Genomic DNA, 14,926 nt, shown 5'->3' with positions numbered 1-14,926 from the left:
TGATCGAAGTATGAAAGTTATTATATTCTAATTCTGAATAGATTCCTCATCAGAGATTTCCTCCACTTTTATGGGTTACTTTAAACAATGTACCCTTCCGATAATACTCAGCTAATGTATTCTGATTTGTTAAAAAAACACCGAACAACACCATAAATGATCCGATGATGGATAACGTTTGGATTTTTTCCCCCAAGAATAGGGTTCCAAGTACCATGGCAATAATCGGAGAAACATATAACCATGTATTCGGGAATACAGGATTGGTTTTACCTACTAACCAGTAATACAATCCGTGTCCCATAATGGATCCGAAGATCACGAGATAAAGTAATGAGAATTGAACCGATATATCCGTCAGCGCAGTTAATTTTGGTTGCTCCATAAATAGAGAAAAAATCAATAACATGATTCCCCCAAACAACATCTGAATGCCATTTAATAAAAAAGGGGAGAACTCAGATTTCAAAGCCATCGTTTTTTTGGAGTAAACTGTTCCAAAACTATAAAATAACGAACTTAAAATAACTGCTATCGAAGCGATAATCCATAAGAAATCCATATCTCCCTTTACCCCTGGGGAGGCGATGAGTATAACACCACCTAAGCTTGCTCCAAGTCCCAGAACCTGTACAGAAGAAAACTTTGATTTCTCATCATATTTATTTAATAATAAAACCATAATAGGTCCAAATGCGGATAAGATAGCGGCTAACCCTGAAGGGATATATTGTTCCGCCCAATATAAAGTGGCAAAGGTTCCAAAGGTGATACAAAACCCAACGATAACCAACTGTTTTATTACTGTTATAGAAGGAAACTTCGCTTTACGGATTTTGAAAAAAAGAATAACGATCAATCCTGCAACAATAAATCTTAAAGATGCAGAAAAAATCGGATCTACACCAGCGTCTATTCCTACTTTTATCGCAAAAAATGTAGTTCCAAAAATAAAACAAATAAATATATAATTTAAAATAACCATATACGTTACCTCCTAATGATGTTCATTTTTCAAAAGAAATATTTACTACATTGAGGTAATAATAAGGTATGATGTGTATAACAGTAAAACACATAATATAACAGATGTATGGAGAGGGTTGAAAATAAATGAAAATTGCATTAAACAAACAAACGGACCATTCACTACCAGAACAAATCTTTCAGTCCATTTCAGATCGCATCCTCTCAGGACTGATGATAGAAGGTGAAAAACTCCCTTCAGTTAGAAAACTGGCCGAACAGTTAGAAGTTAGCTTAGTTACCGTTCAAAAATCGTATGAATTGTTAGAAAAAAAACAGTTAATAGAAAGAAGACAAGGAAAGGGCAGTTACGTCAGAAGAAGTGAACAAAAAACAGTAGAAACGAATCCATACAACTGGCAAAACATGATTGAAGATTTTTTGCCAAGAGCACAGACCTGGATGGAGATGAAATCTTTTTCCCGTGAATATAAATACAACCTATCTTTAGCGAACCTATCTCATGACCTATTACCAGTTTACGAATTAACGGATATGATTACAAAAGTGATTAGAGATGAACCCATGATCCTCACAAAATATAGTCCCGGACCTGGGGATCAAATTTTGAGGGAAGTCGTGAGTGAATATTTGGTTGACGAAGGTTTAGTGGTTCCTGCTGACAAAATTGTCATAACGAGTGGTGCGCAGCAAGGACTTGAGCTTATCGCCAAAACCTTTCTAGGGGAAGGGGATGTCGTATTTGTGGAGGCTCCAACTTATATTGGCATCATAGATATTTTGAAATCCAGGGGTGTGACGATCAAAACGGTTCCGACAAATGAAGAAGGCATGAATTTAAATATTCTTTTACAAATGTGTGAGCAGTTTTCACCTAAGTTTATTTATACAAACCCAACCTTCCAAAATCCAACAGGTACGATTTTAAGTGAAAAGAAACGCAGGAGATTAGTTGACATTGCACAGGCTTTTAATGTCATCATCATGGAAGATGATCCTTGGGGTGAATTAAGATTTGAAGGTTCTATAAAATCTATGAAATCCATGGATGAAAATGGGCATGTCATTTATTTGAAAAGCTTTAGTAAAACTATTTCACCCGGATTTAGAGTGGGCTGTATAATAGCAGATGGAAAAATATTAAACAAATTAAAAGCGTCTAAGAGTGTTTCAGATCTTGGGTCACCCTTATTAAATCAAAGAATTATTGCACGGTTTATTCAATCCTTTAACTTTGGGCAACATTTTAAAAAAATGAACGCTTTACTGCTTTTGAGGAGAAACTTGTTAATTGAGACACTAAATGATTTACAAATTGAGGGGTTAAAATGGACTGTTCCGAGTGGTGGACCCGTTATGTGGATTACTTTCCCCACGCAAGTGAATACGGAACATTTACTCATCGATGCTTTAAAACAAGAACTTTCATTTTTGCCTTCTGCCATGTGTTATCCAAACGAACCGGAGGTAAATCATCTTAGAATTAGTTATGGTAATTTATCCTTAAATACATATAAAGAATCACTGAAATTGTTTAAAGAAGTAGTTAAAAATCATATGGAAAGTTTAAATCCTTTTACAGAAGATACACCTTTGTTTTAAAAAAATAGTAAATAAGTAATATGATTACAATTGGTAGAAAAGATAATATATAAACATATGATTAAAGACCTATTTAACAAGAACAAACAGGATGATATATTGGTACCAATGGAAGTCTGATATTAAATGTCTTTATGAATATATATAAATGAGTGAGATTTTGGGGTTAATATAGATTACAATGAGTAAAAATAAGAACAAAGCAAGTTAGTGTCAAATGAAAAAAAGTAAATTAAGGTGGAGAAATACATGGCTATAAGAGTTGTAACAGATAGCACGTCCTATATCCCAGAAAAAATGCAAAAAAAGTATGATATCACAGTGGTGCCACTAAGTGTATCGTTCCAAGATGAATCATTTAAAGAATTGGATGTAAGTGTAGACTATTTTTATGAAAAGTTATCCAAAAGCAAGGAACTACCTACCTCCTCACAACCATCTGTGAATGATTTATACACTGTTTTTGAAAATTTAGTGAAACAAAATCATGATATCGTCGCGATATTCATTTCCTCAGAAATGAGTGGGACTTATTCTACTGCAGTTTTAGCAAGCAATATGATCTTGGAAAAGTATCCTAAAGCAAGCGTAGAAATCATTGATTCTAGGTCAAACAGCATGCAATTAGGTTTTGCTGCATTAACAGCTGCAAAAGAAGCAATTGTAGGTAAGTGCATAAGAGAAGTGGTTAAAGCGGTGAAGGACAATATTGAAAGAAGTCGATTTATTTTTATCCCAGAAACGTTGGAGTATTTAAAAAAAGGGGGAAGAATAGGTTCAGCCAAAGCCTTGTTAAGTTCCGTTCTTAAAATCAAACCCATTCTAACTGTATTTGATGGAAAAACAAATGTGATCGATAAAATAAGAACAAAAAAACGTGCAATTACGAAAATGACAGATGTATTTTTTGAAAATATAAAAACATTTGGTTTAGGTGATGTCATCGTACACCATATCCAGTGCGAGGAAGAAGCTAAAGAGTTAGCCAATACAATTAAAGAAATCATTGGGAAAAAGGTGCAGATTTGTTCTATTGGTCCAGTTGTAGGTACGCATGTAGGGCCTGGTGCGATTGGAATTGCCTATTACACCCAAAAGGAACTCTTGTTATAAGGTCATGAATAAAGGATGGTTTTGTGAAATGTCATGATTTTTACCATAGACAAACGTTGCAATACAATGGTATAAATGGACTAGCAAAGACTCACATATGAAGGTGGACAAAAAATGACAGTTAAAATTATTACAGATAGCACTTCTTATATTCCTGATTTTTTATTGAATCAATTTGATATCTCTGTCGTATCACAAAATGTTGTGGATGAAGGTCGATGTGAAAGAGAATTAGATATTGATGAAGATAAATTTTATGAGAAATTAGCCAATAGAAATGATTTGCCTAGTTCCTCTCAGCCCTCTGTAGATGAATTTCATGAAGTGTTTGAAGATCACATCAAAAATGGACATGAGATTGTAGGTGTATTTGTTTCTTCAGAAATGAGCGGCACTTATGAAACTGCGCTAATGGTTAAAAATATTATATTAGAGAAATATCCTGAAGCTAAGATTGAATTAATAGATTCAAGAGTGAATATTATGCAGTTGGGATTTGCTACGTTAGCAGCAGCTCGAGCAGCAAAAGCAGGAAAAAAGATTTCTGATATCGTAGAAGCAGTTCAGAGAAATTTAAAAAGAAGTCGTATTCTTTTTGTTCCTGAAACATTGGAATATTTAAAAAGAGGTGGCAGAATAGGTACTGCAAAAGCTTTAATAGGGTCCGTGCTTCAAATCAAACCGATTCTTACAGTGAGAGATGGTAAAACCGGCGTTTTTAGCAACGCCAGAACCAAAAAACGTGCCATTGAAAAAATGGTCAATGAGTTTTATGAAAATATAAAAGAACATGGTTTAGGTGACGTTATTATTCATCATATTCATTGTGAAAAACAAGCCAAATCCATTGCAGATAAAATAGGAGAAAAAATTGATAAAGCCGTAGGATTAGCTCCCATCGGTCCAGTAGCTGGTTTACATGTAGGACCAGGAACGATTGGAATTGCTTATTACACCAAAGAAGAATTGAAGTAAATAGTTAAAGCTATTCTCAAATTAGTAAAACACCTCTAAAGTCGTTAAAGAAAGCGACAATTTGGAAGGTGTTTTTTTGTGTAACAATATCATAGTTGTTACATTTAACACTTCTCATTGATAAGTTCAGTATATTTATGGCATTGAACAATGGTTATAACCATTTGAAATAAGATTTACAACGCATTAATTCACATGGTATAATGGTTTAAAATGAAACTTTGTTTCATTTAATGAAACAAAAGGAGGGTGATTTATTATGAATTATAAGTTTTTAAACATTGACCATGTACAATTAGCTGCACCAAAAGATAGCGAGGATCAAGCAAGACAATTTTATAGTGTTATCCTAGGGATGGAGGAAATACCAAAACCAGATAAGTTAATAGGTAGAGGAGGCGTATGGTTCCAATGTGGTATTCAACAAGTTCATATTGGAATTCAAGAAGACTTTCAACCTGCTAAAAAAGCACACCCTGCTTTTGAAGTGAAGCACGTTCTAGAACTAGGAGAAGATCTGAACAAACATGGTTTAGAAGTGAAAGAAGATGATGTGATAGAAGGGGTTAAACGTTTTTTTGTAAATGATCCTTTTGGTAATCGATTAGAGTTTCTGGAGAGGAACTAAACATGAATCAGTCCCTCATATCAATCCATGCTTTTCTAAAATCATCATACCCTAATGCCTCAAATTCAGTATCTTGTATCGTATGGTTAAAGGTTCGGTGAATATGAGGGTGGTATAAATAGAGAATCAGATGCTGCTCTCTTAAATATTGTTCTATTTGATCCATCCAATATTCTCTCTTATGATGTTCAGGTTCATATTTCATTTTTGATAAACAATCTTCAATATAAATTAAATGCTTTTTACTTATAAACCTTTGAAATAAATTGGTTTTGTTATAAAGTGCTTCTATGAAAGATAAATGATAATCATAAGAAGAAACTTCACTTGCAAAAAGTAGATCTGCTTTTTGATCCAATAAAGGTGAATAAAAATCATCCATCTCAAACACTTTACATTGTAATTGAATACCTTCAGTGGCAGCTTCCTTCACAAACCATTCTGCTTTTTCTGCATCTATATTTTTCGTGTATACGGTGAGTGTCTCTCCTTGATATCCTGATTGTTCCACTAATGATTTTACATGCCCTCTGTTTTTTGATTCAGTTTGTATTGAATTCCATGGGAAGTAACTTGATGCTTCTACTAAATGGTCGTATCCGTTATCTTTCCACATTTTTTTCATATCTAATAAGTGATAAAGTGCAGCTCTAAACGAATGATTGTGTACAATAGAGGGTTTGTTGAAATTAATAGCAAGAAATCGAACCCCATTGAGCTTATCTACTTTGTTAACGGAAGTTTCATCTGATTGTTCCCCTCTAATTTGTATAGTCATAACATCTTTTGTCTCATTGGAAATAAGATAAAATTCAATTTCATCAATAAATGGACGTTCTAAAAAGTACAAATCAAATGCTTCTAGTACAATCACATTATCTGTACGTTTTTTTAACTGAAATGGTCCCGTCCCAATCCATTTGTTTTCATCAAATGGTTCATCCTTAGGTAGAATAGATAGAGAAGTTGCACTTATATAACGTAAAAATAATGGATTTGCTTGTAATAAGTGAAAACGGACGGTATAAGGAGATAAACATTCAATTTTTTCTATGTTCGCAAGCAACCATTGTTTAGAGTAAGGAGATTCTTTTGTACGTTCAAAGGTATATTTTACATCTTCACTATTTAATGTTCGTTGATGATGGAAATGGACACCTTTTCTTAAATGAAATGTCCAAGTTTTATTGTCATCCTCTACATTCCAATGATGTGCTAAATGAGGTTGAATGGTTTCTGATTTTTGATCAAACGTAACGAGAGTGCTTCCTAAATGTCGTATTAAATATTCTTCAAAGTTAATAGAGCATTGGAGTGGATCTAATGTTACTATTCTTTTTAACATCATCAGTCGAAGTACATCTTTTGAATGATTGGACTGATAACCAAACTTTTTTTGTATTTCTTTTGTCAAATCTAGCACCCATGATTTTGGGATAGGTAGTTGTAATAATTGAAAAGCATCCTCTAAATGATCACGTTTGATGTTTTCGTTTATGATCATCTTTATTTCTTCTTGAAGAGGTTTTGTAAAAATAAGTTGAGATGGGTTCCCTCTTCCTTTTCCAGGTTTATATTCGTATTTTCCTTCCGTTTCAAATTTTCTTACTTTTATTTTTGCGTTTTTTTTGTTGCAAAACCATATCTCCTCTAGTTCTTTCAACTTAAATGAAGCCGTATTGTTGATTTCTCTAGTATAAAAAAGAGCTCTCATTTGAAAATAGTCTAGATCTTTCATTCCGTATATATTCCTCCTATAAATAAAGGGGTTGTAATTGATTTAATTATACCCTTTTTAACCTCTTTTGTGTATTGCATAATGATGCATAACAATTCCATGCAATTTTTATTTTAAACATCAAGAAGTAACACATAGAGAAGAAGGAGGAGTACAAATGAGATTTAAAGACTTTCATATTAATATTAAGATTAGGATTATAGAGACTTTTATTAGTAAATTTATAGGAAGTATGATCTTTCCTTTTATGGCTATTTATTTATCGAGTTATTATGGAGTGAAAACGGCAGGGATTTTACTATTATTAAATGTATTGATGGGGATTGTAATCAACTTCTTTGGAGGATATTTTTCTGATAATTATGGGAGGAAGAAGCTGATCCTTTATGCAGAAATAGGTCGATTTATTGCATTTTTAATCATGATGTTATCTAATTCACCTTGGTTCGAATCCGTTTTTATCACGTTTTTAATGATGACTTTAAACACGATATTTATGGGGTTGTCAGGTCCTGCTAATCAAGCGATGTTAATAGATGTAAGTAAACCAGAGCAAAGGAGAGTCATGTATTCCATCACATATTGGGCAAATAATCTATCGATAGCGTTTGGTGCAATACTAGGTGCTCTATTTTTTGAACATTATTTATTCGAGTTGTTAATCGGACTCTCCGTGGGTGCTTTAGCAGTTGTCATCCTAGTGTTGTTTTTTATTGAAGAAAGTTACTTTCCTGTAAAAAAAGAAAATGCTTCATCCCATGTGACAGAAATGTTGAAAACCTATAGTTTCGTATTTAAAGATAAATTGTTTGTTCTATTTATGACCGCGGGTGTATTCATATTATCTATGGAAATTCAATTACCCAACTATATTGGCATTCGACTAAGTGAAGAAATGCTAACTCAGACCTTTTTGTTTTGGGAATTAGATGGTGTGAATATGGTGGGTTTTCTACTGACTGAGAACACAATTCTAGTCGTATTATTTCTTTTATTTACAACAAGTTTATTCAAACGATATTCAGATAAAAGTGTGCTTCTGTTAGGTTCTATCCTTTTTGTTATTGGATATGGTGTTGTATCTTATACGAATAACATTTGGTTTTTACTTGTTTTTATTGCCGTTGCCACATTAGGAGAGGTGGTTAAGTTACCTGTGCTTCATTCCTATATGGCATCCATTCCACCTGAACATGCGAGAAGCTCTTATATGGCAGTTAATAATATGACGCTGAATCTTGCTCAAATCATTACCTCCATTTCTGTCACGATAAGTGCATATTTATCCACATGGATGATGAGTATCTTTATTATAAGTATCGGTTTCATTGGCGTAGCCATCTATCATTTTATTTTTGCAGAACTTCAGGCGAGAGTGGAGAAGGAGGAGAAAGTGAGTTCAGCTAAAAGACAGAAACTAGCTTCATAAGGATTGCATACGAGATAAATCTATTGTGTTGTTTTTGAACATTATATTTTTAAAGAGCGCAGTGTAATTTTTAATCAAAATATGAGATAGTAGAAGAACAATATACAGGATGGTATACATTATTAATTTGGAACAAGGAATGATTATAGAATGAGCATACTCGCAGTCGAGCATTTACTAAAAACGTATGGAGAAAAAGTATTATTTGATGATATTTCTTTTACTATTTCTGAAAAACAAAAAATAGGTTTAATTGGTGTCAATGGAACGGGTAAATCCACCTTATTAAAAGTGATTGCTGGATTGGATTCAGTTGAAAAAGGGGATATTATTCATGCAAATCAGTTTCAAATTGAATATCTCCCTCAAGATCCTCAGTTTGAAGAAGATTTAACGGTATTAGAGCAAATTTATTATGGTCATTCCTCCATTATGATCACATTAAGAGAATATGAATTAGCATTAATGGAACTTGAAAATGATCCGAACGATGACAAAAAACAGGAAACCCTTTTCAAAAAACAACAGAAGATGGATCAAGAGGACGCATGGGAAGCAAATACTACGGCAAAAACCGTATTAACTAGATTAGGCATTACAAACTTTACTGACCAGGTGAAAAACTTATCTGGTGGGCAACGGAAAAAAGTCGCCATTGCTAAGGCGCTTATTCAACCTGCAGATTTACTCATTTTAGATGAACCGACAAACCATTTGGACAATGACACAATCGAGTGGTTAGAAGGTTATTTGTCAAAATATCAAGGGGCACTCATCCTTGTTACACATGATCGTTACTTTTTAAATCGTGTGACAAATCGTATGTTTGAATTGGATCACGGTAAACTTTATGCCTATGAAGGCAATTACGAAACTTTTTTAGAGAAAAAATCAGAGAGAGAAGAACAAGCGATCATCGATGAAAGCAAACGTAAAAATCTATTAAGAAAAGAACTAGCATGGTTGCGCCGTGGAGCTAAAGCAAGAACCACTAAACAAAAGGCACGTATTCAAAGGGTACATGAACTTCAAAATAAAAAAACAATTACGAAAGAGGATAGTCTGGATATCTCGATTGGATCGAACCGACTTGGGAAAAAGGTGTTTGAGATTGAAGGGATGTCCAAATCCATAGATAAGAAGAAACTTATAGATGATTTCAATTATTTAGTTGTATCCGATGAACGTTTAGGCATTATTGGACCCAATGGCAGTGGGAAATCCACCTTATTAAATATATTAGCAGGCAAAATTAAACCGGATACAGGAAACATGGAGATCGGTGAAACGGTAAAAATCGGTTATTATACGCAAAATAACGAAGAGTTGGATGGAAGCTTAAGAGTGGTTGAATATATTAAACAAAAAGCAGAGGTTGTAAAAACAGCCGATGGCTCAACGATTACAGCAGAGCAGATGTTAGAGCGGTTTTTATTCCCTAGAAGCATTCAATGGACATATATACGAAAATTGTCTGGAGGAGAACGTCGTCGTTTATATTTGTTATCCATATTAATGTCTGAACCGAATGTTTTATTGCTGGATGAGCCTACAAACGATCTAGATATTCAAACGTTAACTATACTAGAGGATTATTTAGAAGTATTTACTGGCGTTGTCATTAGCGTTTCACATGATAGATACTACTTAGATAGAGTAGTGGATCAGCTCATTTGTTTTGAAGGGAACGGAGTTATTACACGTTTCCAAGGAAATTACACAGAATATATGGAAATGAAAAGTGCTGAAAAAGAAAAACCAGCAATAGTAAAACAAAACGAAGAAGATGCCTCAAAGCAGGCCAATAAAAAAGAACGACGTAAAAAGTTGTCTTACAAAGAACAGATAGAGTGGGAAGAAATTGAAGATAAAATCACCAATATAGAGCAGCGAATTTCAGAAATTGAAGCAGAAATCGTAGAAGCGGGTAGTGACTCTGAAAAAGTAAGTGAACTTTATGAAGAACAGCAAAGAACGGAACAGTTACTAGAGCAAACGATGGAGCGATGGGAAGAGTTGTCTTTAATGATCGAAGAAATAGAACAAGGTTAAACAAATGATGTGGAGGGCTGGGGAGCCAGCCCATTTATGATAATTTAATAAAAAGCAACTTTTTAATTCCAACGCTGGTGCTGGGATACTCAAGGTATTTGAACTCAAAGAGCTTGGGTTTTGCAATCAGCAATAATAGGTAGCTGAACCTTGAAGCAATTCATCTCGTTTTCAACTGAAACTAAACAATTACCCTTATGCAGCTTTAAGATACTTTTTACAATAGGAAGTCCTAAGCCGTTACCAGGACGAGTACTATCGACCTGATGAAAGCTGTTCCATATCATGTCCATCTGTTTTTGATTCAATAGGTTGCCTGTATTAGCAATTGAAAAAACAACATGATTTCCATCATGGTTTGTCTTAATGAGAATCAACCCTTCACGATCAGAGTATTTAAGCGCATTAGATAAAAGATTGACTACTACTTGTTCTAATCTCCTTTGGTCCGCATGAATCATAGGGATTTCGGTAAAATCCATTTGAATGGAAAGTCCTTTTTCATCTGCTTTCACTTTGTATCGCTCATGTATATCACTGATTAGATCATTCAAATCAACTTGACCATATGTTAATTTAAACACGGCTGACTCGTAGCTCGATAAATCGAGCAAGTCTTTAAGGAGTTTTCCAAGTCGATCAGCCTCTTCAACAATAATCTTCTGGTAGTATTTTTTATCGTTCTCTGTTTTTGGGATGTCATGAAGGAGTCCATCCGCATACCCCTGAATCATACTCAGAGGATTCTTCAGTTCATGAGACACATCTGAAACAAACTGCCTGCGCATTTGCTCCAGGCTTCGTTCTTTTTTCAGCTCAAAATTTAGTCTTTCATTGGAGACTTTAAGATCATCTATGACCTCTTCCAGCCTACTCGAGAGGATGTTGATATTACTAGATAGCTGTCCAATCTCATCATTGCTTTTGACTACAATTGGATCGGAAAAATCTAACTCACCCATCTTTTTTGTTTTGGCACTCAGGTTTTTTGCTTTTTGTCCTATTAAATTCGATATTTTCCAGATCATTATTATACCCAACACAAATACCAAAGTGGCTGCACTGTATAAAAATCTCATTGTCACTGAGACCGTTTCAAATGCTTCTTTGCCTTTATAAATCTGTATAATTAAATCACCGTTGTCTAAAACCTTTAAGTGATAAATGGTCTTGTACATACCTTTACCCATTATTTCAGCACCTTTGAGCACCTTATCCGGACCCTCTTTGAGCTGTTTTATTAAAATGGGCGCCTCTTTCAAAAACATATCAATAAACTTTTTTGGCGGCTGTTGTACACCATTTGATTGTCCAGATTGAGGAGCTGAAGGTGGTTCTAATCGAGCACCAGGATGCAGAGTTGGATTTATTGTTTCCTCATCGAAAACAAGATACAAACTTTCGCTTCGAATGTCATTGATCCAGTAATAGTCTGGATTTACACGGAGCTTCTCATTCAATTCCTTAGCAGTATTCTCCATATTTCGATGTGCATTCCATATAATATACGATTCCATAAAATATGTATTGATAAACAACAGGGTTCCTAACAGTATAAAGAACACCAATGAAAATATCAAAGTCATTTTGATGCCCAAATTACAAATATTACACCACCTTAAACTGATAACCTACACCCCGCTTTGTTAATATCCATTTCGCATATTCTCCTAATTTCACTCTTAGTGTTTTAACATGCGTATCTACTGTGCGTGGATCGCCGTAATAGTCATAACCCCAAACAATATCAAGAATTCTGTTTCTATCAAGAACAAGTTCATTGTTCTTTATAAAATACTCGAGAAGCTCATACTCGATTTTGGTTAAATTAATAGAGGTTTCCAAAATTTTCACTTCACGTTTTGAAAAGTCCATCTTAAAATTTCCGACTTCAAATAGTGTTTGTTTTGATGCTCTTCTACGTCTGAGTGCTGTATTCACGCGAGCAATCAAAATATCATATCGAAACGGTTTTGTTATGTAGTCATCCGCACCAAAATTCAAACCTTTAATTTCATCATAAGACTCATCCAGTGCAGTCAAAAACAGAACAGGTACATTCGTTAGCTTTTTAATCTTCTCTATTGCTTCAAACCCCGTCATCTTTGGCATTCTAACATCAAGTAAAATCAAGTCCAGATCTGGATTGACCATCACTTTATCAATGCAATCCAATCCGTCCTTGCTTTCTAAAACTTCATAACCTTCTGCTCTCAAGTAGTCTCCAATCACTTTTCGAATATGATATTCATCATCAACAACAAGGACTTTCATACGCTAACCTCCATGAAAAACTTAGCCAAATGGTTTTCTTTTCAAGTTCCATTCTTTTTTTATCTGAAAATTTCAAATATTTTCGATATGTGCTTCTAAATTTACGTATTTTTTAACAAATTGAATGGCCTTAATGATAAATTTAAATGCTTCATCATCCATTGTAAAATGAAAATAAACACGTGTCCAACCTGGTTTCATGGTATTAATTTCCTTACGTAGTGCATTAGTGAACTTCTCCATCTTATCAGGCTCAATTTTCAGAAGTTTGATACCATAAGGTTCAGCACAAGTACAACCCGACTATGATTGTATCCCAAATAGATCGTTCAGTAAGGCTGAGACAAATCTCTGATGTAAATATCCATTTCTGTATCTGATATTAAATGTTAAAATCGACAATCTGCGTTTTGGATTTCCAAGGATTTGGATGTTTCGCTCAGGTCTCAGAACTTCAATGGCTTGTGCAATACGGCGCTGATCAATCTTCTCGATATGCATTACCTCCAAAGTATCCTTTAAATCAAGAGCCATAGCAGCTCTCACCATTTGCATAATATCTGGAGTCCCCGCATCTTCTCTGACTTCAATATCTATAAGATACTTGTGGTAACATTCTACTGCATACCCACCCTAAGGGTATTGAGCTATCTCTCCGACAGGTACTTTTTTCCAAGGGAATCACTTCACAGTGTCTTCACATAACATCCCTAATATTTGTTTAATGAATGAAGTATTAGATGTAGATTAAAAGGAGTTCAGAATATGGACGTGAATTATCTTAGAAATCAAACCATAGGTTATGGAAGCGTTATGAATAGTCAGTATGGCAAACGGTTGATTACATACGCTGATTATACGGCTTCTGGAAACAGGGAAAGTTACGACTCTTGTAAAAAAAACCAGTTGACAGTATGTAAGTTATAAAGTACATTCTAACTTAAGGATCACGCCTTTGTATTATAAAATCAGTCTATCAGGAGGTACAATGTATTATGAAAATGACGCAGATTTAAACGGTTATTATCAGGAAAAACAATCGCAGTAACCAGATATGGAAGTCAAGGGCATGCACAGGCTCAAAATCTTAGAGATAGTGGTGTATAAATAAGTAGGTTCAAAACGTCGTGAAAATGATGCTTTAAGTCCATGGTAGTCTCGTATAGCTATTTTACTACCTCAATGTAAGTTTGATACTTCATACATAAATATTAAAAGAAGTGATCATTGCTGTTGGAGACAACTTATATGGTCAGACGAATGTTCAGATAAGTTACTAATAAATGGATTTTCAAAAAAAGAGATAAGTAAAAAGTGAGAGTGACTTAACATGATTGATATAAATTGTAATTTTTTATCACTTATGGATTATAGCTCTAAGGAGTGGTTTTGGAAATTAAAAACATTAAAGGAAGCAGAACAGAAAGGGATTACACATATTGTTGCAAATTCTCATTTTAATAAAGAAAACCACTTAAGTAGAAAAGAATATATTTTAGAAATGGTATCTGAATTAAATGAAAACTTAAAAGAAGAGAAAATGAACATAAATATATTGGCAGGTCATCAAGTTTTAATATATGAAGATATAGTTGAAGATTATAAAAAAAATGTAATTCTCTCTTTAAATAATGAGCATCAATATATTTTTATTTCCTTGCCTCCAATCTGTATTCCTCCTTATACAAAACGAGTTATATATGAATTTCAGTTGATAGGATTAAAACCCATAATTGTTAATCCTGAACGAAATCCAGCCATTGTTAAAAATCCAAATTTATTATATCAACTTGTATGGAATGGAGCTTTAACTCAAGTAGGATCATCGAGTATAACAGGTGCATTTGGTAAAAAAACACAAAAATTTGCACTACAACTCATTGCTGGGCAATTAACTCACTTTGTTTCGACGGATGAAGGTGAGTATGATGACTTAATGCTATCTTATGAGAAGATTCAGCAAGAGTTTGGAGCAAGTACAAGGTATAAAATGCTAGAAAATGCAAAGGAATTAGCAGATAACAAGATGGTTACTGCAGAAGAACCTGTAAAACATAAAAGAAAAAAATGGTGGAACATGAAAATCAGTTTGTGAAAATATGACTAATTTACTATAACCCAGGAGGTT

Annotated in this window: 14 protein-coding genes and 1 pseudogene; 9 read left to right on the top strand and 6 right to left on the bottom strand. The window is 34.0% G+C overall.

Annotated elements, in window-relative coordinates; translation table 11 throughout:
• Nucleotides 1-49: 49 nt before the first annotated feature.
• Nucleotides 50-985 carry a DMT family transporter gene (locus EPK97_RS09325; protein ID WP_162036340.1) on the bottom strand — a complete coding sequence of 312 codons (936 nt, stop codon included), beginning with the start codon at nt 983-985 and terminating at the stop codon, nt 50-52.
• Nucleotides 986-1,113: 128 nt separating this feature from the next.
• Here EPK97_RS09325 and pdxR point away from each other — a divergent pair, with 128 nt between their 5' ends.
• From pdxR to EPK97_RS09305, 4 genes are all read left to right on the top strand, one after another.
• Nucleotides 1,114-2,589: a MocR-like pyridoxine biosynthesis transcription factor PdxR gene (gene pdxR / locus EPK97_RS09320; RefSeq protein WP_162036339.1), complete on the top strand. Its 1,476-nt coding sequence runs from the start codon at nt 1,114-1,116 to the stop codon at nt 2,587-2,589.
• Nucleotides 2,590-2,838: 249 nt separating this feature from the next.
• Nucleotides 2,839-3,702, top strand: a complete 864-nt coding sequence (locus tag EPK97_RS09315) for a DegV family protein (RefSeq protein WP_162036338.1) — start codon at nt 2,839-2,841, stop codon at nt 3,700-3,702.
• 114 nt (nt 3,703-3,816) lie between these two features.
• Nucleotides 3,817-4,677 (top strand): DegV family protein, encoded by an 861-nt coding sequence (locus EPK97_RS09310; protein ID WP_162036337.1) that lies wholly within the window; start codon nt 3,817-3,819, stop codon nt 4,675-4,677.
• A gap of 259 nt (nt 4,678-4,936) precedes the next feature.
• Nucleotides 4,937-5,305, top strand: coding sequence for a VOC family protein (locus tag EPK97_RS09305; RefSeq protein ID WP_162036336.1), 369 nt, complete (start codon nt 4,937-4,939; stop codon nt 5,303-5,305).
• A 7-nt stretch (nt 5,306-5,312) separates the two neighbouring features.
• Here EPK97_RS09305 and EPK97_RS09300 read toward each other — a convergent pair whose 3' ends face one another.
• Nucleotides 5,313-7,043 carry an ABC transporter substrate-binding protein gene (locus EPK97_RS09300; protein ID WP_162036335.1) on the bottom strand — a complete coding sequence of 577 codons (1,731 nt, stop codon included), beginning with the start codon at nt 7,041-7,043 and terminating at the stop codon, nt 5,313-5,315.
• A 157-nt stretch (nt 7,044-7,200) separates the two neighbouring features.
• On the opposite strand from EPK97_RS09300, the gene EPK97_RS09295 reads away from it, so the two are divergent.
• Nucleotides 7,201-8,472, top strand: a complete 1,272-nt coding sequence (locus EPK97_RS09295; RefSeq protein WP_162036334.1) for an MDR family MFS transporter — start codon at nt 7,201-7,203, stop codon at nt 8,470-8,472.
• Nucleotides 8,473-8,622: 150 nt separating this feature from the next.
• The gene (locus EPK97_RS09290; RefSeq protein WP_162036333.1) at nt 8,623-10,524 is read left to right on the top strand and encodes an ABC-F family ATP-binding cassette domain-containing protein; all 1,902 of its coding nucleotides are present in this window, start codon (nt 8,623-8,625) and stop codon (nt 10,522-10,524) included.
• Between the two features lie 104 nt (nt 10,525-10,628).
• Here EPK97_RS09290 and EPK97_RS09285 read toward each other — a convergent pair whose 3' ends face one another.
• The 4 genes from EPK97_RS09285 to EPK97_RS09270 form a co-directional block, all read right to left on the bottom strand.
• Nucleotides 10,629-12,062, bottom strand: a complete 1,434-nt coding sequence (locus EPK97_RS09285) for a sensor histidine kinase (RefSeq protein WP_162036332.1) — start codon at nt 12,060-12,062, stop codon at nt 10,629-10,631.
• A 70-nt stretch (nt 12,063-12,132) separates the two neighbouring features.
• Nucleotides 12,133-12,798, bottom strand: a complete 666-nt coding sequence (locus EPK97_RS09280; protein WP_162036331.1) for a response regulator transcription factor — start codon at nt 12,796-12,798, stop codon at nt 12,133-12,135.
• Between the two features lie 72 nt (nt 12,799-12,870).
• Nucleotides 12,871-13,041 carry a hypothetical protein gene (locus EPK97_RS09275; protein ID WP_162036330.1) on the bottom strand — a complete coding sequence of 57 codons (171 nt, stop codon included), beginning with the start codon at nt 13,039-13,041 and terminating at the stop codon, nt 12,871-12,873.
• A 60-nt stretch (nt 13,042-13,101) separates the two neighbouring features.
• Nucleotides 13,102-13,389, bottom strand: coding sequence for an aminotransferase class V-fold PLP-dependent enzyme (locus EPK97_RS09270; RefSeq protein WP_338075682.1), 288 nt, complete (start codon nt 13,387-13,389; stop codon nt 13,102-13,104).
• 174 nt (nt 13,390-13,563) lie between these two features.
• Between EPK97_RS09270 and EPK97_RS09265 the strand changes: the two genes are divergently transcribed.
• The 3 genes and pseudogenes from EPK97_RS09265 (at nt 13,564) to EPK97_RS09255 (ending at nt 14,893) form a co-directional block, all read left to right on the top strand.
• On the top strand, nt 13,564-13,725 hold the full coding sequence (locus tag EPK97_RS09265) for a hypothetical protein (protein WP_162036328.1): 162 nt from the start codon (nt 13,564-13,566) through the stop codon (nt 13,723-13,725).
• 61 nt (nt 13,726-13,786) lie between these two features.
• Nucleotides 13,787-13,902: pseudogene (locus EPK97_RS09260) on the top strand (ketol-acid reductoisomerase); the annotation flags it as partial.
• Between the two features lie 226 nt (nt 13,903-14,128).
• Nucleotides 14,129-14,893, top strand: a complete 765-nt coding sequence (locus EPK97_RS09255) for a tyrosine-protein phosphatase (RefSeq protein ID WP_162036327.1) — start codon at nt 14,129-14,131, stop codon at nt 14,891-14,893.
• Nucleotides 14,894-14,926 lie beyond the last annotated feature (33 nt).

Origin of the sequence: Chengkuizengella sediminis (genome assembly GCF_010078385.1) — a bacterium.
In the GTDB taxonomy this organism is placed as follows: domain Bacteria; phylum Bacillota; class Bacilli; order Paenibacillales; family KCTC-33759; genus Chengkuizengella; species Chengkuizengella sediminis.
The sequence above is the reverse complement of the archived record's forward strand: the minus strand, read 5'-3'. Positions and strand labels throughout refer to the sequence as shown.

Coding starts and splice junctions, on each gene's coding strand:
- EPK97_RS09265 (WP_162036328.1), top strand. CDS start 13,564: ATGGACGTGAATTATCTTAGAAATCAAACCATAGGTTATGGAAGCGTT.
- EPK97_RS09305 (WP_162036336.1), top strand. CDS start 4,937: ATGAATTATAAGTTTTTAAACATTGACCATGTACAATTAGCTGCACCA.
- EPK97_RS09300 (WP_162036335.1), bottom strand. CDS start 7,043: ATGAAAGATCTAGACTATTTTCAAATGAGAGCTCTTTTTTATACTAGA.
- EPK97_RS09295 (WP_162036334.1), top strand. CDS start 7,201: ATGAGATTTAAAGACTTTCATATTAATATTAAGATTAGGATTATAGAG.
- EPK97_RS09255 (WP_162036327.1), top strand. CDS start 14,129: ATGATTGATATAAATTGTAATTTTTTATCACTTATGGATTATAGCTCT.
- EPK97_RS09315 (WP_162036338.1), top strand. CDS start 2,839: ATGGCTATAAGAGTTGTAACAGATAGCACGTCCTATATCCCAGAAAAA.
- EPK97_RS09310 (WP_162036337.1), top strand. CDS start 3,817: ATGACAGTTAAAATTATTACAGATAGCACTTCTTATATTCCTGATTTT.
- EPK97_RS09275 (WP_162036330.1), bottom strand. CDS start 13,041: ATGGAGAAGTTCACTAATGCACTACGTAAGGAAATTAATACCATGAAA.
- EPK97_RS09280 (WP_162036331.1), bottom strand. CDS start 12,798: ATGAAAGTCCTTGTTGTTGATGATGAATATCATATTCGAAAAGTGATT.
- EPK97_RS09290 (WP_162036333.1), top strand. CDS start 8,623: ATGAGCATACTCGCAGTCGAGCATTTACTAAAAACGTATGGAGAAAAA.
- EPK97_RS09325 (WP_162036340.1), bottom strand. CDS start 985: ATGGTTATTTTAAATTATATATTTATTTGTTTTATTTTTGGAACTACA.
- pdxR (WP_162036339.1), top strand. CDS start 1,114: ATGAAAATTGCATTAAACAAACAAACGGACCATTCACTACCAGAACAA.